19 protein-coding genes and 1 pseudogene are annotated in these 25,885 nt (G+C 33.9%); 14 read left to right on the forward strand and 6 right to left on the reverse strand.

Annotated features, from left to right (window positions below; all coding sequences use genetic code 11):
* The first annotated feature begins 113 nt into the window (after window positions 1-113).
* On the forward strand, window positions 114-704 hold the full coding sequence (locus AAFU52_RS01555) for a DUF1287 domain-containing protein (protein ID WP_438424936.1): 591 nt from the start codon (window positions 114-116) through the stop codon (window positions 702-704).
* Window positions 705-711: 7 nt separating this feature from the next.
* Here AAFU52_RS01555 and AAFU52_RS01560 read toward each other — a convergent pair whose 3' ends face one another.
* The 3 genes from AAFU52_RS01560 to AAFU52_RS01570 all read right to left on the reverse strand — a co-directional run bounded on the left by AAFU52_RS01560 (window position 712) and on the right by AAFU52_RS01570 (window position 3,793).
* Window positions 712-2,136, reverse strand: a complete 1,425-nt coding sequence (locus AAFU52_RS01560; protein WP_438424939.1) for a flotillin family protein — start codon at window positions 2,134-2,136, stop codon at window positions 712-714.
* A 20-nt stretch (window positions 2,137-2,156) separates the two neighbouring features.
* A complete protein-coding gene (locus tag AAFU52_RS01565) occupies window positions 2,157-2,735 on the reverse strand; it encodes a hypothetical protein (protein ID WP_024772884.1) in 579 nt (192 codons plus the stop codon).
* 131 nt (window positions 2,736-2,866) lie between these two features.
* Complete coding sequence (locus AAFU52_RS01570; protein ID WP_438424941.1) at window positions 2,867-3,793, reverse strand: endonuclease/exonuclease/phosphatase family protein; 927 nt, start codon at window positions 3,791-3,793, stop codon at window positions 2,867-2,869.
* A 227-nt stretch (window positions 3,794-4,020) separates the two neighbouring features.
* Between AAFU52_RS01570 and AAFU52_RS01575 the strand changes: the two are divergent.
* Window positions 4,021-4,095, forward strand: a pseudogene (locus AAFU52_RS01575) (30S ribosomal protein THX); the annotation flags it as partial.
* Between the two features lie 246 nt (window positions 4,096-4,341).
* Here the strand turns inward: AAFU52_RS01575 and AAFU52_RS01580 are convergent.
* Window positions 4,342-4,995: a uracil-DNA glycosylase family protein gene (locus AAFU52_RS01580; protein ID WP_438424943.1), complete on the reverse strand. Its 654-nt coding sequence runs from the start codon at window positions 4,993-4,995 to the stop codon at window positions 4,342-4,344.
* Between the two features lie 220 nt (window positions 4,996-5,215).
* Between AAFU52_RS01580 and AAFU52_RS01585 the strand changes: the two genes are divergently transcribed.
* The 3 genes from AAFU52_RS01585 to AAFU52_RS01595 are packed head-to-tail and all read left to right on the forward strand — an operon-like array spanning window position 5,216 to window position 14,114.
* Window positions 5,216-9,577 (forward strand): hypothetical protein, encoded by a 4,362-nt coding sequence (locus tag AAFU52_RS01585; protein ID WP_438424945.1) that lies wholly within the window; start codon window positions 5,216-5,218, stop codon window positions 9,575-9,577.
* 23 nt (window positions 9,578-9,600) lie between these two features.
* Window positions 9,601-13,371, forward strand: a complete 3,771-nt coding sequence (locus AAFU52_RS01590) for a DUF6443 domain-containing protein (RefSeq protein ID WP_438424946.1) — start codon at window positions 9,601-9,603, stop codon at window positions 13,369-13,371.
* Window positions 13,372-13,385: 14 nt separating this feature from the next.
* The gene (locus AAFU52_RS01595; protein ID WP_438424948.1) at window positions 13,386-14,114 is read left to right on the forward strand and encodes a hypothetical protein; all 729 of its coding nucleotides are present in this window, start codon (window positions 13,386-13,388) and stop codon (window positions 14,112-14,114) included.
* 59 nt (window positions 14,115-14,173) lie between these two features.
* Here AAFU52_RS01595 and AAFU52_RS01600 read toward each other — a convergent pair whose 3' ends face one another.
* Window positions 14,174-14,512: a helix-turn-helix domain-containing protein gene (locus AAFU52_RS01600; protein WP_438424950.1), complete on the reverse strand. Its 339-nt coding sequence runs from the start codon at window positions 14,510-14,512 to the stop codon at window positions 14,174-14,176.
* Window positions 14,513-14,666: 154 nt separating this feature from the next.
* Between AAFU52_RS01600 and AAFU52_RS01605 the strand changes: the two genes are divergently transcribed.
* The 6 genes from AAFU52_RS01605 to AAFU52_RS01630 all read left to right on the forward strand — a co-directional run bounded on the left by AAFU52_RS01605 (window position 14,667) and on the right by AAFU52_RS01630 (window position 21,864).
* Window positions 14,667-16,247, forward strand: coding sequence for a hypothetical protein (locus tag AAFU52_RS01605; protein ID WP_438424953.1), 1,581 nt, complete (start codon window positions 14,667-14,669; stop codon window positions 16,245-16,247).
* A 48-nt stretch (window positions 16,248-16,295) separates the two neighbouring features.
* A complete protein-coding gene (locus AAFU52_RS01610) occupies window positions 16,296-17,234 on the forward strand; it encodes a tyrosine-type recombinase/integrase (RefSeq protein WP_438424955.1) in 939 nt (312 codons plus the stop codon).
* Window positions 17,221-18,108: a tyrosine-type recombinase/integrase gene (locus tag AAFU52_RS01615; protein WP_438424957.1), complete on the forward strand. Its 888-nt coding sequence runs from the start codon at window positions 17,221-17,223 to the stop codon at window positions 18,106-18,108. Before AAFU52_RS01610 ends, AAFU52_RS01615 begins: the two co-directional genes overlap by 14 nt.
* 27 nt (window positions 18,109-18,135) lie before the next feature.
* Window positions 18,136-18,288, forward strand: coding sequence for a hypothetical protein (locus AAFU52_RS01620; protein WP_438424959.1), 153 nt, complete (start codon window positions 18,136-18,138; stop codon window positions 18,286-18,288).
* A 946-nt stretch (window positions 18,289-19,234) separates the two neighbouring features.
* Entirely contained in the window at window positions 19,235-21,121 is a 1,887-nt protein-coding gene (locus AAFU52_RS01625) for an RHS repeat-associated core domain-containing protein (RefSeq protein ID WP_438424960.1), read from the forward strand.
* Between the two features lie 14 nt (window positions 21,122-21,135).
* Window positions 21,136-21,864 (forward strand): hypothetical protein, encoded by a 729-nt coding sequence (locus tag AAFU52_RS01630; RefSeq protein WP_438424948.1) that lies wholly within the window; start codon window positions 21,136-21,138, stop codon window positions 21,862-21,864.
* 59 nt (window positions 21,865-21,923) lie between these two features.
* Here AAFU52_RS01630 and AAFU52_RS01635 read toward each other — a convergent pair whose 3' ends face one another.
* Window positions 21,924-22,262: a helix-turn-helix domain-containing protein gene (locus AAFU52_RS01635; RefSeq protein WP_438424950.1), complete on the reverse strand. Its 339-nt coding sequence runs from the start codon at window positions 22,260-22,262 to the stop codon at window positions 21,924-21,926.
* 154 nt (window positions 22,263-22,416) lie between these two features.
* Here AAFU52_RS01635 and AAFU52_RS01640 point away from each other — a divergent pair, with 154 nt between their 5' ends.
* Genes AAFU52_RS01640 through AAFU52_RS01650 form a run of 3 tightly spaced genes read left to right on the forward strand, consistent with a single transcriptional unit; the run spans window position 22,417 to window position 25,858 of the window.
* On the forward strand, window positions 22,417-23,997 hold the full coding sequence (locus AAFU52_RS01640) for a hypothetical protein (protein WP_438424953.1): 1,581 nt from the start codon (window positions 22,417-22,419) through the stop codon (window positions 23,995-23,997).
* A gap of 48 nt (window positions 23,998-24,045) precedes the next feature.
* Entirely contained in the window at window positions 24,046-24,984 is a 939-nt protein-coding gene (locus tag AAFU52_RS01645; RefSeq protein ID WP_438424955.1) for a tyrosine-type recombinase/integrase, read from the forward strand.
* Entirely contained in the window at window positions 24,971-25,858 is an 888-nt protein-coding gene (locus AAFU52_RS01650) for a tyrosine-type recombinase/integrase (protein WP_438424957.1), read from the forward strand. The genes AAFU52_RS01645 and AAFU52_RS01650 overlap by 14 nt, the downstream gene beginning before the upstream one ends.
* The last annotated feature ends 27 nt before the right edge of the window (window positions 25,859-25,885 follow it).

Raw genomic sequence — 25,885 nt, forward strand, 5'->3', positions numbered from 1 at the left:
AGACCTGGAGAAAAGCTGTACTCTGACTGACGTAAATTTTGCTATATCGAACCCTTTTTATATAGACTACATGGCGATTGTCCTTATGTTTAATAATGTATAAGAGCTAATTTATGATTACAAAATATCGCATACTTTCTTTATTTCTTTTCATCTTTTTTGTTCAATCTGGTTTTGGACAAGCTGATTTTAAAATTCAATTATCTGATGCTGCATTAGAATTAACTAAAAACAAAGTAACATACGACCCTTCTTATTTCTCTATTGACTACCCAAATGGAGATGTTCCTAGTGATAAAGGAGTGTGTACAGATGTAGTGATCAGAGCTTATAGAACATTAGATATTGACTTACAAAAAGAAGTACATGAAGATATGTACACTAATTTTGGACTATATCCCAAAAACTGGGGATTGTCTAAAACCGATAAAAACATCGACCACAGAAGGGTTCCTAATCTAATGAAGTTTTTTTCCAGATTTGGAAAAACAAAACTAATAACTAACGATTCAAAAGATTATCTACCTGGTGATATTATATGTTGGAGTCTGGGAGGAGGACTCACACATATTGGTTTGGTAGTGAATAAAAAATCCAGCGATCAACAGCGCTATCTAATTGTTCATAATATTGGTGGCGGACAAGTACTAGCAGATTGTCTGTTTGATTATAAAATTATTGGCCACTATCAGTATGAGAAGTGAGACATCTTTATTCTTTGCCCTTGGTATTAGTGTCTTTTATTATTTCAGAATCCAGGTTTTCTTTCTCTTCTCCTTTTAAGTAATTAGGCAATTGCATCCCTGCCATATTGAACATTTCTTGTAAAGGTGGTACTGCTTTATACATCCCTGAAATAAAGTTAGAGGTCGAAGTTTTGCCATCTTCTCCATTACCATTTTCCCAGACCGTAATTTTATCTATTTTAATATTTTTAATTGCTTCTGCTTGTGTTTTAACTAACTCAGGTAATTTATCTGCTATCAATAACAACACTGCTTCTTTAGGGTCATTTCCAGCTGCTTTAACAATGCGGTCTAACCCTTCTGCTTGTTTAGTTAAAATTTCATACATCCCTTTTGCTTCAGCTTCTTTTTTCATAAAAATTGCATCCGCCTCTCCTTTTGCAATTCGTCTAATTTGTTCTGCCTCTGCCTCTGCATCAATTTCAATTTTTTTCTTATCAATTTGTGCAGGAACAATGATATCTGCACCTTGCTCTGCTTCTTTACGTTTTGCTCTTGCATCTTCGGCGATTTTTTCTGCTGCATAGGCTTCTTCTAATGCTTTTGCAGATTGTACTTTTTCTGAAGCATTAGCTATTCTCTCTGCCTCTGCTTCACGAGCTCTCCTATCTGCATCAGAATTAGCAACCTGAACCTTTGCTGTATTTTCACCTTCGACCGCTTTTGCATTTGCTGCAGCAACTTGAACTCTTTGATCTTGAACAGCTTCTGCTTGCCCTATTGCTCCATCTCTATCTTTTTGAGCTACAGAAATAATAGCATCATTAATAGCTTTTGCTGCGGCTTCTTTTCCTAAGGCTTCAATATATCCAGACTCGTCATGTATATCTGTAATATTTACATTGATCAGTTTTAAACCTACTTTCTTTAATTCGGCTTCAACGCTATGAGTAATATGTGATAAGAATTTATCTCTATCTGTATTAATTTCTTCAATATCCATTGATGCCACAACCAATCGTAGCTGGCCAAAAATAATTTCTTGTGCTAATTCTTGAACAGCATCTAAACTTAGTCCCAATAAACGTTCTGCTGCATTTTGCATTATAGATGGTTCTGTAGAAATACCAATAGTAAATCTAGAAGGTACATTTACACGGATATTTTGTTTACTCAATGCATTAATCAAATTTACTTCTATCGAAATCGGAGTTAAATCCAGGAACGAATAATCCTGAATTATTGGCCATATAAATGCCGCTCCCCCATGAATACATTTAGAAGAACTTTCCCCGCCAGTTTTTCCATAAACCACCAACACCTTATCAGAAGGACAACGCTTGTACCTTCTGAACATAGAGAACATAAAAACAACAAAAATTAATATAACTGCAGCTACTAAATATATGCCAGTAACTCCAGATCCAGCAAATAATGAAAATATATTCATTCGTATTTTATTTAAAATTTTTAGTTAGATAATTTTTCAACCAGTAGTAATTCTGAGCTTATAATTTCAACAACTTTTACTAAAGTAGAAGTGCTCAAAACTTCTTCAGAATCTGTTACTGCTTCTAATTCTCGTAAACTACCTTGTACTTTAATCTGTATTTTTCCTATACTCGACCGATTTGCTCCAACTGGTAAATATACTTCGCCAATTACTCCAATAGCATTTTTAATTTTTAATGTACCAGATTCAGCCATTTTATGCATCCAGAAAAACAAGAGAGAGGTTAATATCATCATTAGTAATCCTGCAAAAGAAGAAATAACGATTGTAACAATAGTAGATAATTCGTTATCAATACATAAAATACCTGTCCAACCAAAAATGGTAAAAAAAGCAATTACATTTTTAAACGTGAAAAATTGAAAACCTACACCTCCATCATCTGCATCAACATCAGAAATATCTGCTTCCATATCCACATCACTAGCACCAATAAAGGTTAAAGCAAAAATAACCAGGAATATAATAGAACCTAATATTGCTATAATCCAATATGCTTGCTCGAAGGTTGACATACCTTCAAAAAATTCTTTCATAGATTTCAGAATTAACAGGCATAAATTTACTAAAAAAAATCAAAGTTTAATCATGATAAGAATACTTACAGTATTAATTCATGAATCCAATCTATATATACAAATAAGAACAGTGAAAAATGAAGTCATGTTTATTCATATACTCCTATTAAGAGCGCATGGTCTGATATTTTGTAATGTTCTTTTTTCAGAAAAACCGGTTTAATATTTTTAGCACTCCAAATTTGATCTATTTCGAATAAAGGAATACCATAAGGCCATGTTGCCGTAAACCCTTTAGAAGCCATATGAAAACTATTCAGGTTATTTTTAAAATCACTAAAATGTACACTTTCATAAGGTGTATTAAAATCTCCTACAATAAAAGATGGATTGTTTTTTATAGTGAATTCATAAATAGTATGTAATGCCGATTTTCTATTCGTAAAAGGTACTGCATTAACATCTGCAATAAGTATTGAATTTTTATGATTATCAAGAGTAACGGTTATATAATTAAATTTAAAACTCTCGTCTTTGTAGTGATACTTAATATTATTTATTTCTCCTTTTACTGCTAGTACCATTCCTCCCTCCAATTTTTGTATACTATAGACAGGAAATATATTTTTAAATCGTACTACATCCTTATCAGTCACCTCTTCGGCTTCTACCAATGCTATGAAAGACGGCTCTTGTTCCTTTATTTTTTTGATAATAACATCAATCGATCGTTCTCCTTTTCTCGCAATATTCCAAAATAATATACTCTTACTTTTATCAGAAGGTTCTGGTGGTGATTTCGCATTATAGTAGGTAGCAAACCAATACAGTAATAAGCATAAAAGACATCCTATTAAAACATAAAACACCTTTTTAACTTTAAAAAACAATACACTTAGTATTAGATTTCCAATGAGTAGAAATAGTATGGGACATGCATAATATATAATATTGATCGGATATATTGTATCTCTAAGAATGAAATGAATAAAAATAAGTATGCTATAAAGTATAAGAAGAAATTTTCTATTCGAAATACTATACCTACGTTTTAATGTTTTTCGAAATGAACTCATCCTCGCTTTTTTGATTCGCCCGAAAATAGTTTTTTTTACCGAAGTAGTTTACTCTTTTTTGATTGAAGTGAAAATAGTTAAACCATTTCAATCAAAAACAATACTACCCCCCTGACTTATACCTGATACAAAACAGCTTTAAAAAAATATTATTTTTCATTTTTCATTTCTAAATCCTTACATTAGTAATTCACACCTAATCAATTATTTAATATAAAATCTAATATATGGGTAAAGGAGATAAAAAAACACGTCGTGGTAAAATCGGTATTGGTTCTTATGGAAAACTAAGACGTCGTAAAAAATTGACCGCTATAGTAGAAACAACAAAACCTAAATCAACCCCAAAACCTAAAGCAGTGGCTAAAACTGAGCCAGCACCAAAAGCTGAAGCAACGCCAAAAGCTGAAACAAAAGCTGAAACAAAAACTGAGACAAAACCTAAAGCTGAGGCGAAGGCAAAAACAAAAACCGAGGCAACACCTAAAGCGAAACCAGCTGCAAAGAAAACTACAAAAAAGAAAGCTGACGAAGAATCTGAATAAGCTTTAAAAATATTTTTGATATTGCATCACCCTAAAATCAATAGTATTGAATTTAGGGTTTGCTTTTTTTAATATCTTATATTCCTGTAAACTTCCTATAGATCGATTGGCAGCTCCCGATGGCGCGGTAAGAGATACTGTATTAATTATTCTATCTTCTAAACTAAACCGATGTATTCTAGGGATATCGTTTGATACCACTTCTAACTTTAGGTCATATCCTTTTAAGTGTCTTCTAAAAAAATATTCAGGACCATTTTTACTATTGCCTCCTGTAAAAAGCAAAGTATCTATCTGTGGATATTGTTTTAAATACGATATCACATCCCTAAGCGTACTGTTTTGCATTCCCAAATCTGATGCATCAATCTTTTCTCGTTCACAACTATGTACAATATCACAAACTCCTATCCCTCTTGAAGTTAAGAAATTCTTTCTTTGATGTATTGCATTTTGAGTGGTCTCAAACTTTAAATCCAGATCAAATATTCTATCCAAAACAGGCCATAATAAACCACTTATACTCCCATAACAGAAATTAACATCTCCTTTTTTTAGTACTCCTGTGGTAAACCTGGGCGGTGGTAGTGTTCCTACAATAAGTTTTGTAGCTCCTTTGGGAAAAAACGGCTCGTATGGATGTGTATGTAGAAACAAATGAATTACGAATTATGAATTAATGAATTACGAAGGTAGTCGTATTATTTAAAAAAGTGAAAGAAGTTTATAGAGCTATACAAATACTCACAACCTCTCTACTATCGACTTCAAAAAAGTTTTTATTTTTTTCTCAGTCCCGAAAAATGAAACTGGCACGCTTTAATATTGCATAGGGAATATGATTAAAAAACAAAATCAGTCATTAAATATTTTACCTATGAACAAACCAACAATACTACTACTCTTCCTGTTTTGCTATGGGCTCTGTGCTCAGGCTCAAACTCAAGAAGAATTTAAACCAGATTATCTCACGTACCATGCCGAGTATGTACCAGAGACGCCTAATGCATCTACATTTACTATTTATGGAAACACTCCGGTAAATCATGCCACGGGGATTCCACAAATTGAAATCCCTATATTCACTATACAAGAAGATGGAAACTCGATTCCTATTTCACTATCCTATCATGCTTCTGGGGTTAAGGTCGATGATCTGGCCAGTGTAGTTGGGTTGAAATGGACTCTCAATGCCGGTGGAGGAATCTTTCGGCAAGTAAATGATAAGATCGACGAAGAAGGTTGGCTAGTTCCTAATTCTAGAGGTATTGTAACTCCTGAATGGTTAGCCTCACAGGGACAACTTAATACTCAAGCTGTTCAACGGCAAATAGGAAGTTCTGATTATTATCACGATTATTATCCCGATGATTTTAGCTATAGGTTCTTAAATCACTCAGGAGCTTTTATTTTTAATCAAGACGGGACTACAGCTCAAGAAAAACGATCTTCTATGTTGATTGAAAAAGTTACAGGAGTAGGAAATTCAGCTTATTTTAAAGCTCTCGATGGAAATGGTAACACGTATTATTTTGATAATAGTACCATGAGGGAGTTAAATTCTAAGCGAGTAGTTACTGGTACGAACAATGGAAACATAAGTTCAAATTCAGAGTCTTATCCTACGGGTTGGATGATGAATAAATTGGTTACTAAAAACAATAAGGAAATCAATTTTACGTACTCTCCTTATGATTTAGATTATACCATCAATAATGCTTCTCACTCTATAACTGTTGCTCCGGGATGTATTGATTTTAATCCTGCATGCGGATGTTCTGGAATAGGAACAAGTAATAACACTTCAGTTTCTACTACGACTATTGGATATTCTACCAGAAATCAACTTGTTAGTATTATTGAATCTGCTACTATTAAAGTGACTTTTAATTACGAGCAAGACACTACATTATCTACCTGGCAAAAGAAGTTAAACTCTATTACCATTTTAGATAAAATAGCTAATAAAACGAAGTCTTACACCTTTACTTACGGTAAATTCTCTGGAGATTCACGCTTACGATTAGATCAAATCCAGGAAGTAGGTTTTGATGGGAGTACCAAACCGCCATATAAGTTTTATTATCAAGGAGGTAATCTTCCTTCAAAAGGAAGTATGGCAAAAGATTATCATGGGTACTATAATGGAAAAAACAATAGCACCTTAGTCCCCTACTCTCTCAATGCATATAACACCATAGCTTCAAACTATCGTAGTAGTCTTGCAGATCGTAGAGAAGATTTTAATTTTCTTAAAAGAGGTGTCTTAAATAAAGTTGAGTATCCAACAGGCGGTTCAACTGAATTTACTTATGAGCCTAACGCTGTTCCTTCTACAACCAATAATGATCCGAGATATGTACATAAAGGAGTTGCAATACATGCTTCTGGTGACTATTTTACATCAGGAGGATATAGAGTGTTTAGAACTCCTTTTTCTTTGACCGATGATTTACTGGGTAATTTAGGAACTCCCGTTACCTACGGGTCTTCCTCGACAATTTGTAATAATGATCCTAATAATCCAAGTATAGATTGCTCAAGGTTTAACATCTACCCAAAACAAAGTGATGGCAGTCTGGGAACCCCTATATTTTCTCCCTTTAAAGTGATTGGAGCAGAAGGGAGTAAAAATCTTTTAAAAGGAGATTATATTTTAGAACTTAAAGTAAAAGAATCAGAACTTATAGCTAATCCTACTGCACGAATATCAGTAAATCTAAGTTGGAGCGAAAAAGAAACGTCTAGTACTGAAACTACACGTTATGCGGGAGGACTAAGGATAAAATCTATAGTAGATAAAGACACTAATGATAATGTTACCGGGGAGACCCAATATGCTTATGATGGACTCACCGGAAATAGTTTAAATATCAACAACACAATTAAAAGTTATGGGGAAAAAACAGCATTTTCTGCAGAAAATATCGCTTTAAATCCAGCTTTAATCAAATCAGGATATTTTTATAAACAGGTTACTATTAACAAAATAGGAGCAAATGAGTCAATTAAAACAATAGAAAAATATACCGATGTTTTTAAAAATAAATCTTATGAATCTCAATTGTTAGAACAAGAATTGTATAGCAAAAATGATAAGATAAAAAAGACTATCTATACTTATGATAATGCTATTGTAAAGACAACACAATTTTGGACACTTAGCGATAAGACACTTTGTTTTACTCCTCTTGGTAGTAGTAAACCTAGTCTTGGATATACTAACCCTAATTCGTCTAATTATTACCATCGTAAAAATGTGCTCTCTCAAAGAACAGAAGTGGATTATCTTCATAGAGCCGGGCAGCCTTTTAAAGCTTTAATTACTAGATACAAGTATGAGTATAATAATGATATCCAGGTTACCAAAGAAGAGTTAGATGGTAGATTGTATGCAGAAAGTGAACAAGCTATTCTCGATGATAACTATAGTATTATACCCGATGGCAAGCATGTAGAAATTAGATATACCTATCCTGTAGATCATCAATCAGAAAATGCCACTATTGCTACTTTATATAATAACCATCAAACGGGTTTACCGATAAGCAAAAAAGTATATGTGAATAGTGATCTTATCCAGGGGCAATACATGGATTATAATCTTAAAGGTAATGCGATTGCTACGTACAGGCATCATAAAGGATTATCTACTCATCAATCTGCTGCAGGGCATATCCCATCGAATTATGAATTATACCAGGAGTTTAAACTTGAAGCAGGAAAACCTATTGAAGTAAAGCGTAAAAACGGGGTTCCTACTGCTATCTTATGGGACACAACGCATAACTATGTTTTGGCACAACTCATGGGAGTATCCAAAACCGAATTAGAAGGAGTGACTGGGGCTGTTAATCTAAAAACAACTACCGATAGTCAACTCAATACGTTGTATAGTAATTTACGAAACTCTTTTGCAAATGCACAGATCACCACTTTTGTTTATGATCCGCTTAAAGGAGTTGTAGCAATAACCGATGCAAGAGGGTATACTACCCAATATGATTATGATGGCCTAAGCCGATTGACTTTGGTAAAAGATAATGATGATAAAGTAATCGAAAGAATTAACTATAATTATATAGGGCAAAATCCTGATCCTTATGACGGAATTATATTTAGCATAACCAGTTCGGGTACAGTCACTCCCGGGAAACCTATTACATTTACAGCTGGTGCTCTTCAGAATTCTGGTGATTACTTATACACCTGGTTTGTAAATGGTAATCAAGAACAGTGTGATAACACTACATCTTTTACCAGAACGTTTACTAATGAAGGGAACTATAACATTACGTTAGTAGCGTATAATACCAAAACCAAAAGATTATTAAAAAGTAAGTCAACACCCGTTATTATACGGTATTCTCCCCTTGTTACTCCTATAATTAGTGCAAACCATACCAATATTGTAAAAGGAACAGTAACCACCTTTACCGCCTCAAGTGTAGGAGGAGGTACAGAGGACCTAAGATACGAATGGTATGTAAACAATGTAAAACAAGCCAGTACAGCAACCACATTTGCATATACTTCTGGTACCGCAGGAACTTATAACGTATATTTTAAAGTTATCGATAATGTAAGCGGGAGATCTGTAGATAGTGCTGTAAGAAAGCTATACGCATATAACCCGTTAACCGCAGCTAACGTAAGTGCTTCCAAAGCGCATATTGTTCGAGGGACAACTACTACATTCTTTGCTTCAGGTATTGGAGGAGGTACAGGTTCACATTTATATCAGTGGTTTATTAATGGCGTACAACAAGCTCCTTCAGGAACAACGCTTTCGTATAATTTCCCTACCGCAGGAACGTATAATGTAAAATTTAGACTAGTTGATCGGGGATTAGAAAACGGACAATATCAGTACAGTGCAAATACTCGTGTGGTAAAATCATACCACAGTATGACCGCTAGTACAAGTCAATCTCATACTAATATTACAGCAACTTATCCTAATGTCCGATTTAACATTGTTAATTTACGAGGAGGTTCAGCTTCAAAGCAAATTACATGGAGAGCTTATAAGAGTACAAATCTCTCTCAATCTTTAGGCTCAGGAAGTGGTACACAGTATTATTTCTCTAATTTTTCAAATGGTACTCACGAGTACACTATTATAGCTACAATCAAAGATAATTTAACAGGCCAACAACTCACAAAAACTATGATTGTTCTTGGTACTATTTATACAGGCGGTGGCGGTGATCCTATTGATGGAGGACAGCAACACTAATTTATTAATAATAAACATATAGAATGAAAAAACATTTAATATATATAGCACTGCTTTTAATAGGATGGAACCTTCATTCTCAAGTAGTATTATCGGATAAGAACTACATACATGTAGTAGCCCCACAAACGCCAATGACTATTATTGAGTTAGAAAATGTGAATTGCTCTACTATTAATGATCTAGACAGAGCTATAGAGAGTATAACCTACTATGATGGGCTAGGCAGACCTATACAAGAAAGAGCTATTCAGGCCTCACCAATGGGCAAAGATATTGTTACTCATATTGACTACGATGCTTATGGTCGGCAGGACAAACAATACTTGCCTTTTGAATCTGACAAAAACATAGGAAGTTTTCAAAATGTTGATGTAAATACGGATATCAACCAATATTATAAAACCACTTATGCCGATGATTTTATAGGGGTCGATGCAAATCATAAAGATTTTAATGCCTACTCAGAAAGTGTATATGAAGCTTCCCCTCTTAATAGAGTATTAGAGCAAGGAGCTCCCGGTGCAGCTTGGAAAGCAAACCGAAATAGTGATGCAGATCACACTATAAAGACAGCTTGGTTCACTAATAAAGCTACTGAAGTAATCTATTTTAAAGTAGATTTTGCCAATCCAAATAATACAGAAGAACCTAGCTTAGTTAAAGATGGGTATTATGGTGCAAATCAATTGTACATAACTGTTACTCATGATGAGAATTGGACTACAGCAGATAGTAATAATCATACGGCTAAAGAGTACAAGGATAAGCAAGGTAGAATTGTTTTAAAACGAACCTTTAATGCAGGATCAGCACACGATACTCATTATGTTTACGATAGGTTTGGGAATTTAACCTATGTAATCCCTCCTAAAGCTACAGCAAGTAATGGTATAAGTGAAATAGAATTAAAAGAGCTATGTTATCAATATAAGTATGATTACCGTAATAGATTGATCGAGAAAAAGATCCCCGGTATGGGCTGGGAGTATATTGTATACAACCAGTTAGATCAACCAATTATGACTCAAGATGCTTTGTTAAAAGCAGATAACGTGTGGCTATACACCAAATACGATACCTTTGGTCGAGTGGCTTATACAGGTAAGATTACCGATGCCAGAGATAGGGCTGCCATACAAATCGAGGCAACAGCCTATAGTGATGTATTATGGGTAGCTCGTATCGCTCCTGTGTTGGTCGATGGAGTGCAACTGTATTATAACGATGGCGGATATCCCAAAGTAAGTAGTGCCACATTATTAACGATCAATTATTATGACGACTATACTTTTGATATTGCAGGATTAACCAATCCCGGTACGGTATATAACGAAACTATTACCGATCAAACCAAAACACTAGCTACAGGAAGCAAAGTACGGGTATTAGATACTTATGATTGGATCACCACGGTTACCTATTATGATAAAAAAGCAAGGCCTATCTATGTGGCTAGTAAAAATGAGTATCTTAATACCACCGATATTGTAGCAACCCAATTGGATTTTGTAGGTAAGGTAGAAGAGACTAAAACAACTCATACCAAAGACAGTAATACACCTATTATAACCATAGATCGTTTTACCTATGATCATATGGGCAGGATGCTCACCCAGCGACAATGTATAGAAGATGCTTCTGGGGTAAATTGTAATAGTAATGCAGGGGTTACACCAGCAGTAACCTTATCACAACCAATCACCCAAACCACGACTACTGTAGCAGGTAATACTATTACCCTATCTAATGGATTTCATTTTGCAGCCACAGCTAGTACTTCTTTCTTTGCTAAGATCCAGAACGAGGAATTCCCGGGAGAATTGATTGTAGCCAATACTTATGATAAGTTAGGGCAATTAATTTCTAAAGAAGTTGGTGGTGGATTACAGGATGTAAATTACAAATACAATGTACGAGGATGGTTAAAAAATATCAATCAGGATAGTTATGATGATAATGACCTGTTTGATTTTAAAATTAATTACAATACAACTACAGAAAATCTGGGAGCAACTGCTTTATATAATGGTAACATTAGTGAAACGACTTGGAAAACTGCTAATGACAATACTAAAAGAGGATATGGATTTAATTATGATGCTATGAATCGTTTGATTAAGGCTAAAAGTAGTGATGGTCGGTATGATTTAACTTCTGTATCTTATGATAGAAATGGAAATATTTTAACTTTACAACGAAAAGGAACAATAGTGTCCAGCCCAGATATATCAAGAGTTAACGATTTTGGTATAATGGACAATTTAGGGTATACTTACGATGTAGGTAATAAATTAATGAGAGTAACTGATACAGGGAACAAAACCTATGGCTTTAAAGATGGTACTAATACCAACGATGATTTTGCGTATGATGAAAATGGCAATATGATTATAGACCGTAATAAAGGTATTACGAGTATGACTTATAATCATCTTAACATGCCTGTAGAAATTACTTTTAATAACTCTAGTTCAAAGAAAATTAGTTATGTGTACGATGCATATGGCATTAAACTTAAGAAACAGGTAACTAATGGTGCCTCTGTAACAATGACAGAATATGCTAACAATTATATTTATGAGAATAATGAGCTATCATTTTTTGATCATAAAGAAGGATATGTAGAACCTGAAAGCGATGGGACTTATACTTACATTTACGAATATAAGGATCATCTTGGATCAGTAAGGTTAAGATATGCTGATAATGATAAGGATGGTAAAATTGATGTTGTTAGAAATGGTGTTGATATTGATGGCGATGGTGATTATACTAATGAAATCCGAGAAGAAAAAAATTATTATCCTTTTGGATTAGTTCAAAAAGGATATAATTATACAATAAGAGGCAGAAAGCATAACTTTGGATTTAATGGTAAAGAGGAACAAAATTCTTTAGATTTTGGTATGCTTGATTTTGGAGCTAGAAATTATGATCCTGCATTAGGTAGATGGATGAACATTGACCCCTTAGCAGAATTTATGCCTTCGTTCTCTCCTTTTTCATATGCTTTTGATAACCCTGTTCTTTATATAGATATTGATGGAATGTTACCAATGGGGCCAGGAGATAGAGTAGCTGCTGCTAAAAGTATAAATAGTTCTGATACGAGAACTTATAAAATGGTAGGCGGAACAGCAGCTTATAATGATAATTATGTAGATTGTTCTGAATTTGCAAGAGAAGTAGCATTAGCAGATGGTTATGATCCGGGTAGAGATAGTAGAACACAAGCTAAATATTATCAAGAAAACGGTCAATGGGTTACAAATATATCAGAAGTTAAAGCAGGAGATTTTGTATATTGGAGAAAACCAGGTACTACTAGAATTAGCCATACTGGTGTTGTAACTAGAGTTAATAATGATGGTACTTTGCATATTATACAATCAACATATAATAAAGGAGGAATAAGTATAAATGATAAGTATAATACTTCAACTGATGGAGCGTTATGGAAAGGTGGTAAATATGAAAGGGAGTTTGTTGGAGCAGGAAGACCTGCAGGAGAAGGATTTGTAGGCCCTTTAACACTATCTCAATTTGAAGCTGCTAATGAGTCTTTTTCCCTTATTATACCTGATGACGAATATATTAAATATTACAAACCATATAGTGACTTTCTTAATAGAGGAAAGGCATCTGATGTTAGTACAATTACACCTGGAGGTATTACGCCATCTCCAACACCAGGGCCGATTCCTGGAGGAGGAACTATACCTGTTCCAACACCTGCACCTATACCAGTACCAACACCAATTATAATACCACCAACTCCAATTGTTGATTAAAAACTATAATGAATATGACTAAAACGCTTTTAAAAATATTATGTATACTACTTTTTATTACTAGTTGTAATAGTATTAGTAGTGAAAAAAAGAGTGATAAATCTTCTGATAACGTAAGTTCAAATGATATTACTAAAGAAAATAATATTAAAAAAGATAATGTAGCTACTAATACTAAGGCTTCACAAAAAATCTTTTTTATTAAGGAAGGAGAGATTTATATTAATTGCAAATACATCAATGATAATGACCTTAATACAAAACAGAAACTTTTTGATATTGAACTTGTTAAGGGAGGTGAGTTAAAAGGGATGATTGCTATTGATGAGAATTATGCAAGTTACTTTTCAAAAGTGATAGAAAGAAGTAACTCTAAGAGTTTTTATCATTCTTCTCCTAAATCGGTACCTTGTTCTGCTATCATTTATTTTATTAATGAAGACGAAACATCTTCTTGGTATCTTTTTCAGTTTGACAATAATGGAAAACTTATAGATAAAATGTTACTATCTCATAAAGTTGATGATATAGCAGAACTTGTTATAAAGTCATACTCAGAAATAGTGCAAGAGGAAAATTTATTAAGAGTTACACTAGTTAAGAATACGTTAGACAATTACGTCGATCAAAATAATTACTCAGAATTAGTTGATTCTATCATATCAAATTATAGTTTAAAAGAAGGGAAATTACAACTTAAATCTAAGGATAGTACAAGACAGAAAGTAGAAGTAAAACAATAAACCTTTTTACCAATTAAATTAAAAAACAAGCTACAAGTTAAATCTTGTGGCTTGTTTTTTTATGCTATAGATTTAAGTTTTACATTTTTGATAAGAGCATCAAGAGTGTATAAAATATACTTTCTATCTTCTTCTTTAAACTCTGTGATATCTTGAAAACGTTTTAACATCTCAGGGTCTTTAAAAAGTTCTGCATTATCGTTCTCACCGAGTAAATAACCTACAGAAGTATTAAGAAGCTTTGCAAGTTTTTTGGCAGTATCAACCGACGGTGTCATTTTATCAAGTTCATAACGAGAAATAACGCTTACCGAAGTATCAAGTTGATTAGCTAAATCTGTTTGAGACAGTTTTAACTCTTTTCTTAAAATAGAAATACGTTTACCAAATGATAACATTATAATTAGACTTAAACGGTTATAAATACACGTGAATTACGATATAAGGCAAATATATAACTCTTAATCGATTAAAAAAAGCATGATAAAATTTGTCTTATTGGATTGATAAGATTAATTTTGACCGTAAAAGGTTAATTAAAATAGTTTTATTATGTTAAAAACTCATAATCCATACAACTACGAATACATCAATACATACTTAGAAATCCACATCTTGGGCGGTATCAAGTTTACTAATCTAGAACGTATGCGAGTTACATTAAGCATACAGAAACCTAAAAGTGTAAATGTACTAAGACACAGTATTGATCTTTACAATGATAACATGATTGAGAAGTTTGTTAGAAAAATTGCAGAGCGTATCGAGATTGGTACAACTGTAGTGCGTACCACATTGCAGGAACTTACCACAGCATTAGAACACTATAGGATCGAGGAACTAGACAAAGAAAATGAAGCAAACCAAGCATCCTTACATATCCTAAGTGCCAAAGAACTGCGAGCCGCAGAGGCATTTTTAAAAAGGAAGGATTTACTAAAAAACACAAATGATTTAATAGGTCAATCAGGAGTAATCGGAGAAGAAACCAACCGATTATTAATGTATCTGATCTTTACCAGTAGAAAAACCAATAATCCATTACATTGTATTAGTCTTGGTAGTAGTGGAGTTGGTAAAACACATTTACAATCAAAAGTAGCAGAATTAATCCCTGATGAAGATAAAATAGAAATCACAGTATTATCAGCTAATGCTTTTTACTACTTTAATAGAACAGAATTACAACACAAATTAATCTTAATCGAGGATTTAGACGGTGCAGAAAGTGTGCTTTATCCATTACGGGAACTACAATCTAAAAAGAAGATTACCAAAACCGTAGTCCATAAAGACAAAAAAGGAACAACTAAAACGATACATCTTACTGTAGAAGGCCCTGTAAGTGTATCAGGTTGTACTACACAAGAAAGTATTTATGAAGATAATAGCAATCGTAGCTTTTTACTCTACATCGATGAATCAGCAGAACAAGATAAAAAAATCATGCACTATCAGCGGTTATTATCAGCAGGGAAAATAAATAATGATGATGAGTTTATCGCAGCACGATTTTTACGTGATGTACAAAGGATATTAAAACCAATCAAAGTCATTAATCCGTATGCAGAATACTTAAGTTTACCCGAATCCGTATTTAAACCCCGAAGGACTAACAGCCACTATTTACAATTTATAGAAGCCGTTACCTTTTACTGTCAGTATCAACGGGAACGTAAATACGATGAACAAACTGGTGAAGAATATATAGAAACCACTACCCAAGATATACAGGCAGCTAATGAACTGATTAAAGAAACACTACTTCGTAAAAGTGATGAAATCACAGGAGCATGCCGTAATTACTTAGAAGAACTCAAAAAATACTTACATCAAAATACACAAACCACCTTTACCGCATTAGAAATCCGCAGAAGATTAAAAGTAAAAAAAACTACACAATGGCGGTATCATCAGCAGTTACAAGATAATTACTACATCAAAAAACAGAGGAAGAAAAAAGGTGAAACCAGTATCAAATATGAAATCACTAACCCTAATGAATATAAAGAACTGGAACAACAGATTACCAAAGCATTACAAGAATGTATAACTAATATAGACCGTTCCGGTGTTCCAGAGTGTTCCACTCCTAAAACGGAACAGCCAATTAAAACAAAGAGAGCGAGTTAACCCACTTATTACAGCCCGTTCCGTAAAATTCTAAAAAACACATACCGTATGAAAAAATTAAAGCTACAAAACGATAGCTATAAGATACTATTGTCTGATTTTAAGCAATGGTTAGATATCTTAGGTTATGCAGAAAGTAGTGTGTATGGCATGCCTATACAGTTACAAGAGTTTTTTTACTGGTTAGAGTGCCACGGGCACAGCGACCTTAGTAAAGTGACCCCAAAAGACATAAAAAAATACTATGACGCATTAAAACAACGAGCCAATGAGCGCAGGGATGGTGGATTAAGTAAAAGTTACCTGAACAAACATCAGAATGCACTACGAAAGTTTAGAAATTACCTGATACAACATAATGCCAGTACACCTTTACGTATACATTTAAAATACGAAACCAATGCTACCGAAGAACGCACCAATATCTTAACCCAATCCGAAATCAAAGCCTTGTTTTTGGCTACTGATTATAGTAATACCCGTGAATGTATACGAATAAGGGATAAAGCCTTATTAGTTTGCCTGTACAGTTGTGGGATGCGTAGAAATGAAGCCATACAACTTGACCTAAAAGATATCCTTTTTGATAAGCAACGTATCCACATAAGAAAAGGCAAAAATTATAAAGAACGCTTTGTACCGCTCAATAGGTATAACCTACGCATGCTAGAAGATTATATGTATGATGCAAGACCCAACTTTTATAAAGCAGCACAAAGCGAAGCTTTATTTATTGGGACGCAAGGTACACGTCTTTGTGGGGTTACGGTTCTGGATCGTGTAAAAACCATCGCCAATGCTACAGGGGATAAAAGTATTATTGAAAAAAACATATCCCCTCATACCCTTAGACACTCAATAGCTACCCACTTATTACAACAAGGAGTACCCATAGAAAGCATAAAAACTTTTTTAGGACATAGCAGTCTGGTAAGCACTCAAGTATACACTCACCTATTAAAAACCATTACCGATGAAGACTTTTAACGATTATCTACAAGAAACTGGATATACTCCAAAGACCATACGAACTAAAGAAGATGAAGCCCGTCATTTTACCAAATGGTGTAAAAAACGAGCAACCACACCCGATCAGATTGATTATAAAATGTGTTTAAAATATATAGAACACCTTACTAAAAAAGGCAATAGCAAAAAAACGATCAATCATAAACTGGGGCATCTTAGAAATTACTTTAAATACTTGATTGATGAAGCCTACAGGATAGATAACCCTATAGAAAGTACTTTTATACGTGGAGAAAAAAAACATACAAACTATACACTACTAGAACCCGAAGAACTTGACGACCTGTATTACAGTTTTGAGACTGATAAAAACAAAGAACCTTATTATAGATGTACTGCCAAACGTAATAAAATGATCATTGGATTATTAGTGTATCAAGGACTGGACACCAAAGATTTTAGAACCCTAAAACTAGAACACCTGCAATTACAAAAAGGTAAAATCTATATCCCAGGTAGAAAACGTAGTAATGCACGTACCCTGGATCTTAAACCATGGCAGATCATGGAAATGATGGAGTACGTAAACAGCATTAGGCCCGTATTAGAAAAGAGGGTAAAAAACCTTACTGATCACGAGAGGCTCTTTCCTTATGGCGAGCAGTTTACCATTATTAGCATCCTTATCAAAAAGATGAAAACCTATAATCAAAAGATATCCAGTGCCAAGCAAATCAGGGCAAGCGTAATTATACACTGGTTAGGACAATACAATCTTAGAAAGGTACAATACTTGGCAGGACATAAACACATCTGTTCTACAGAGAATTACTTGCAGGACGATCTGGAAAACCTACATGAAATCGTAAATAACTTCCATCCAATATATTAAGCAAATTAAACTACAAAACCCATCCTTATGAAAATAGAAATCATCATTACCGACAAAGAAGAATTAAATTATTTACAAAGTTCCTTAGCAGCAGCAATACATCAATTAAGCGTATCAGAGAAAAACCATGAAGATAGCATTTACTGGTTATCACAAATCCTACTTTTATCCTATGGATAGAATAATACCAAGTGAGTCGTTACACTCCAATGTATTATTATAACATCAGCCCGAAAAGGGCTTTTGTTATAAGCTGTTATAAGGTGTTCCTTCGTCACTCGTTCCCTGCTTCGCCAGTTGCTATCGCACCATAATCACTTCCTCGCCTTCGGTCGTCAGCAATTATTACTGGTCTTCGCGGGACTCCTTCCTCCATCACCCGCAGCTACTTTTTTGCTTAAAAACAATAAGGTACGCTAACGCTGAATATTAAATTAAGCAAAACCGCTGCTTCATGGGCTACGCCGCTTGGTCGCAACCTAGCCGATTATTTATGTGGAAGTTAATATTGATACTTCGGCAAGCTCAGTACAGGTAAAGAGGAACACATAAAAATCGTCTGGCGCATCCCTTCGTTACACTCCCGGTCTACGTCGGTTGCTCCTCTCTCCGCTATGGCTACGCCTTGTTCTGCGTTCGCCACGCAGGCATCTTCAATCGCCAGATGGCTATGATCAATCTTGAAGCTGAAGCACAACGCTTGCAGCCTTTGCGCACTTCAGCTTCAAGATCGATCGTTCTTACCCGAAACGGAAAACTATTTTAAGAAAAAGTGGAATGCGGTGGCTGTAGTAGTCAGACTTCCACTTTTTATTAAAATACTAGCCTTAATGGCGACTGAATGACCCCACAATGCTTAGAATCACGTCTACGACACGATTATATGTGTATAATACTATAATATCTCTCCTAAAAATAGCTTGTTAGAAGTCAAAATCTTTAAATGTAGTAGTCGGTGCGCGGCTATTTTATATAAACCCTGTTATAGCCCCTGACGATAGGAAGTGCGGGTATAATAAGGATTATGTAAAGATAGCTTTGGTAATGCGGATGGCTTTAGTAGGCCTACACATTATTTTAGTACATTTACCATGAGGTAGTAATACCAATACGTTCTTTAAATTTTTTGACCAGCAGAATAGTACCAAAAAAAAGGGTACGACCCCTATTTTTTTGCATAAACCTCTTTGCCTTTAAAATTAATTACAATACAACTACAGAAAATCTGGGAGCAACTGCTTTATATAATGGTAACATTAGTGAAACGACTTGGAAAACTGCTAATGACAATACTAAAAGAGGATATGGATTTAATTATGATGCTATGAATCGTTTGATTAAGGCTAAAAGTAGTGATGGTCGGTATGATTTAACTTCTGTATCTTATGATAGAAATGGAAATATTTTAACTTTACAACGAAAAGGAACAATAGTGTCCAGCCCAGATATATCAAGAGTTAACGATTTTGGTATAATGGACAATTTAGGGTATACTTACGATGTAGGTAATAAATTAATGAGAGTAACTGATACAGGGAACAAAACCTATGGCTTTAAAGATGGTACTAATACCAACGATGATTTTGCGTATGATGAAAATGGCAATATGATTATAGACCGTAATAAAGGTATTACGAGTATGACTTATAATCATCTTAACATGCCTGTAGAAATTACTTTTAATAACTCTAGTTCAAAGAAAATTAGTTATGTGTACGATGCATATGGCATTAAACTTAAGAAACAGGTAACTAATGGTGCCTCTGTAACAATGACAGAATATGCTAACAATTATATTTATGAGAATAATGAGCTATCATTTTTTGATCATAAAGAAGGATATGTAGAACCTGAAAGCGATGGGACTTATACTTACATTTACGAATATAAGGATCATCTTGGATCAGTAAGGTTAAGATATGCTGATAATGATAAGGATGGTAAAATTGATGTTGTTAGAAATGGTGTTGATATTGATGGCGATGGTGATTATACTAATGAAATCCGAGAAGAAAAAAATTATTATCCTTTTGGATTAGTTCAAAAAGGATATAATTATACAATAAGAGGCAGAAAGCATAACTTTGGATTTAATGGTAAAGAGGAACAAAATTCTTTAGATTTTGGTATGCTTGATTTTGGAGCTAGAAATTATGATCCTGCATTAGGTAGATGGATGAACATTGACCCCTTAGCAGAATTTATGCCTTCGTTCTCTCCTTTTTCATATGCTTTTGATAACCCTGTTCTTTATATAGATATTGATGGAATGTTACCAATGGGGCCAGGAGATAGAGTAGCTGCTGCTAAAAGTATAAATAGTTCTGATACGAGAACTTATAAAATGGTAGGCGGAACAGCAGCTTATAATGATAATTATGTAGATTGTTCTGAATTTGCAAGAGAAGTAGCATTAGCAGATGGTTATGATCCGGGTAGAGATAGTAGAACACAAGCTAAATATTATCAAGAAAACGGTCAATGGGTTACAAATATATCAGAAGTTAAAGCAGGAGATTTTGTATATTGGAGAAAACCAGGTACTACTAGAATTAGCCATACTGGTGTTGTAACTAGAGTTAATAATGATGGTACTTTGCATATTATACAATCAACATATAATAAAGGAGGAATAAGTATAAATGATAAGTATAATACTTCAACTGATGGAGCGTTATGGAAAGGTGGTAAATATGAAAGGGAGTTTGTTGGAGCAGGAAGACCTGCAGGAGAAGGATTTGTAGGCCCTTTAACACTATCTCAATTTGAAGCTGCTAATGAGTCTTTTTCCCTTATTATACCTGATGACGAATATATTAAATATTACAAACCATATAGTGACTTTCTTAATAGAGGAAAGGCATCTGATGTTAGTACAATTACACCTGGAGGTATTACGCCATCTCCAACACCAGGGCCGATTCCTGGAGGAGGAACTATACCTGTTCCAACACCTGCACCTATACCAGTACCAACACCAATTATAATACCACCAACTCCAATTGTTGATTAAAAACTATAATGAATATGACTAAAACGCTTTTAAAAATATTATGTATACTACTTTTTATTACTAGTTGTAATAGTATTAGTAGTGAAAAAAAGAGTGATAAATCTTCTGATAACGTAAGTTCAAATGATATTACTAAAGAAAATAATATTAAAAAAGATAATGTAGCTACTAATACTAAGGCTTCACAAAAAATCTTTTTTATTAAGGAAGGAGAGATTTATATTAATTGCAAATACATCAATGATAATGACCTTAATACAAAACAGAAACTTTTTGATATTGAACTTGTTAAGGGAGGTGAGTTAAAAGGGATGATTGCTATTGATGAGAATTATGCAAGTTACTTTTCAAAAGTGATAGAAAGAAGTAACTCTAAGAGTTTTTATCATTCTTCTCCTAAATCGGTACCTTGTTCTGCTATCATTTATTTTATTAATGAAGACGAAACATCTTCTTGGTATCTTTTTCAGTTTGACAATAATGGAAAACTTATAGATAAAATGTTACTATCTCATAAAGTTGATGATATAGCAGAACTTGTTATAAAGTCATACTCAGAAATAGTGCAAGAGGAAAATTTATTAAGAGTTACACTAGTTAAGAATACGTTAGACAATTACGTCGATCAAAATAATTACTCAGAATTAGTTGATTCTATCATATCAAATTATAGTTTAAAAGAAGGGAAATTACAACTTAAATCTAAGGATAGTACAAGACAGAAAGTAGAAGTAAAACAATAAACCTTTTTACCAATTAAATTAAAAAACAAGCTACAAGTTAAATCTTGTGGCTTGTTTTTTTATGCTATAGATTTAAGTTTTACATTTTTGATAAGAGCATCAAGAGTGTATAAAATATACTTTCTATCTTCTTCTTTAAACTCTGTGATATCTTGAAAACGTTTTAACATCTCAGGGTCTTTAAAAAGTTCTGCATTATCGTTCTCACCGAGTAAATAACCTACAGAAGTATTAAGAAGCTTTGCAAGTTTTTTGGCAGTATCAACCGACGGTGTCATTTTATCAAGTTCATAACGAGAAATAACGCTTACCGAAGTATCAAGTTGATTAGCTAAATCTGTTTGAGACAGTTTTAACTCTTTTCTTAAAATAGAAATACGTTTACCAAATGATAACATTATAATTAGACTTAAACGGTTATAAATACACGTGAATTACGATATAAGGCAAATATATAACTCTTAATCGATTAAAAAAAGCATGATAAAATTTGTCTTATTGGATTGATAAGATTAATTTTGACCGTAAAAGGTTAATTAAAATAGTTTTATTATGTTAAAAACTCATAATCCATACAACTACGAATACATCAATACATACTTAGAAATCCACATCTTGGGCGGTATCAAGTTTACTAATCTAGAACGTATGCGAGTTACATTAAGCATACAGAAACCTAAAAGTGTAAATGTACTAAGACACAGTATTGATCTTTACAATGATAACATGATTGAGAAGTTTGTTAGAAAAATTGCAGAGCGTATCGAGATTGGTACAACTGTAGTGCGTACCACATTGCAGGAACTTACCACAGCATTAGAACACTATAGGATCGAGGAACTAGACAAAGAAAATGAAGCAAACCAAGCATCCTTACATATCCTAAGTGCCAAAGAACTGCGAGCCGCAGAGGCATTTTTAAAAAGGAAGGATTTACTAAAAAACACAAATGATTTAATAGGTCAATCAGGAGTAATCGGAGAAGAAACCAACCGATTATTAATGTATCTGATCTTTACCAGTAGAAAAACCAATAATCCATTACATTGTATTAGTCTTGGTAGTAGTGGAGTTGGTAAAACACATTTACAATCAAAAGTAGCAGAATTAATCCCTGATGAAGATAAAATAGAAATCACAGTATTATCAGCTAATGCTTTTTACTACTTTAATAGAACAGAATTACAACACAAATTAATCTTAATCGAGGATTTAGACGGTGCAGAAAGTGTGCTTTATCCATTACGGGAACTACAATCTAAAAAGAAGATTACCAAAACCGTAGTCCATAAAGACAAAAAAGGAACAACTAAAACGATACATCTTACTGTAGAAGGCCCTGTAAGTGTATCAGGTTGTACTACACAAGAAAGTATTTATGAAGATAATAGCAATCGTAGCTTTTTACTCTACATCGATGAATCAGCAGAACAAGATAAAAAAATCATGCACTATCAGCGGTTATTATCAGCAGGGAAAATAAATAATGATGATGAGTTTATCGCAGCACGATTTTTACGTGATGTACAAAGGATATTAAAACCAATCAAAGTCATTAATCCGTATGCAGAATACTTAAGTTTACCCGAATCCGTATTTAAACCCCGAAGGACTAACAGCCACTATTTACAATTTATAGAAGCCGTTACCTTTTACTGTCAGTATCAACGGGAACGTAAATACGATGAACAAACTGGTGAAGAATATATAGAAACCACTACCCAAGATATACAGGCAGCTAATGAACTGATTAAAGAAACACTACTTCGTAAAAGTGATGAAATCACAGGAGCATGCCGTAATTACTTAGAAGAACTCAAAAAATACTTACATCAAAATACACAAACCACCTTTACCGCATTAGAAATCCGCAGAAGATTAAAAGTAAAAAAAACTACACAATGGCGGTATCATCAGCAGTTACAAGATAATTACTACATCAAAAAACAGAGGAAGAAAAAAGGTGAAACCAGTATCAAATATGAAATCACTAACCCTAATGAATATAAAGAACTGGAACAACAGATTACCAAAGCATTACAAGAATGTATAACTAATATAGACCGTTCCGGTGTTCCAGAGTGTTCCACTCCTAAAACGGAACAGCCAATTAAAACAAAGAGAGCGAGTTAACCCACTTATTACAGCCCGTTCCGTAAAATTCTAAAAAACACATACCGTATGAAAAAATTAAAGCTACAAAACGATAGCTATAAGATACTATTGTCTGATTTTAAGCAATGGTTAGATATCTTAGGTTATGCAGAAAGTAGTGTGTATGGCATGCCTATACAGTTACAAGAGTTTTTTTACTGGTTAGAGTGCCACGGGCACAGCGACCTTAGTAAAGTGACCCCAAAAGACATAAAAAAATACTATGACGCATTAAAACAACGAGCCAATGAGCGCAGGGATGGTGGATTAAGTAAAAGTTACCTGAACAAACATCAGAATGCACTACGAAAGTTTAGAAATTACCTGATACAACATAATGCCAGTACACCTTTACGTATACATTTAAAATACGAAACCAATGCTACCGAAGAACGCACCAATATCTTAACCCAATCCGAAATCAAAGCCTTGTTTTTGGCTACTGATTATAGTAATACCCGTGAATGTATACGAATAAGGGATAAAGCCTTATTAGTTTGCCTGTACAGTTGTGGGATGCGTAGAAATGAAGCCATACAACTTGACCTAAAAGATATCCTTTTTGATAAGCAACGTATCCACATAAGAAAAGGCAAAAATTATAAAGAACGCTTTGTACCGCTCAATAGGTATAACCTACGCATGCTAGAAGATTATATGTATGATGCAAGACCCAACTTTTATAAAGCAGCACAAAGCGAAGCTTTATTTATTGGGACGCAAGGTACACGTCTTTGTGGGGTTACGGTTCTGGATCGTGTAAAAACCATCGCCAATGCTACAGGGGATAAAAGTATTATTGAAAAAAACATATCCCCTCATACCCTTAGACACTCAATAGCTACCCACTTATTACAACAAGGAGTACCCATAGAAAGCATAAAAACTTTTTTAGGACATAGCAGTCTGGTAAGCACTCAAGTATACACTCACCTATTAAAAACCATTACCGATGAAGACTTTTAACGATTATCTACAAGAAACTGGATATACTCCAAAGACCATACGAACTAAAGAAGATGAAGCCCGTCATTTTACCAAATGGTGTAAAAAACGAGCAACCACACCCGATCAGATTGATTATAAAATGTGTTTAAAATATATAGAACACCTTACTAAAAAAGGCAATAGCAAAAAAACGATCAATCATAAACTGGGGCATCTTAGAAATTACTTTAAATACTTGATTGATGAAGCCTACAGGATAGATAACCCTATAGAAAGTACTTTTATACGTGGAGAAAAAAAACATACAAACTATACACTACTAGAACCCGAAGAACTTGACGACCTGTATTACAGTTTTGAGACTGATAAAAACAAAGAACCTTATTATAGATGTACTGCCAAACGTAATAAAATGATCATTGGATTATTAGTGTATCAAGGACTGGACACCAAAGATTTTAGAACCCTAAAACTAGAACACCTGCAATTACAAAAAGGTAAAATCTATATCCCAGGTAGAAAACGTAGTAATGCACGTACCCTGGATCTTAAACCATGGCAGATCATGGAAATGATGGAGTACGTAAACAGCATTAGGCCCGTATTAGAAAAGAGGGTAAAAAACCTTACTGATCACGAGAGGCTCTTTCCTTATGGCGAGCAGTTTACCATTATTAGCATCCTTATCAAAAAGATGAAAACCTATAATCAAAAGATATCCAGTGCCAAGCAAATCAGGGCAAGCGTAATTATACACTGGTTAGGACAATACAATCTTAGAAAGGTACAATACTTGGCAGGACATAAACACATCTGTTCTACAGAGAATTACTTGCAGGACGATCTGGAAAACCTACATGAAATCGTAAATAACTTCCATCCAATATATTAAGCAAATTAAACTACAAAACCCATCCTT

It is taken from the genome of Aquimarina macrocephali, from assembly GCF_051627225.1.
In the GTDB taxonomy this organism is placed as follows: domain Bacteria; phylum Bacteroidota; class Bacteroidia; order Flavobacteriales; family Flavobacteriaceae; genus Aquimarina; species Aquimarina macrocephali.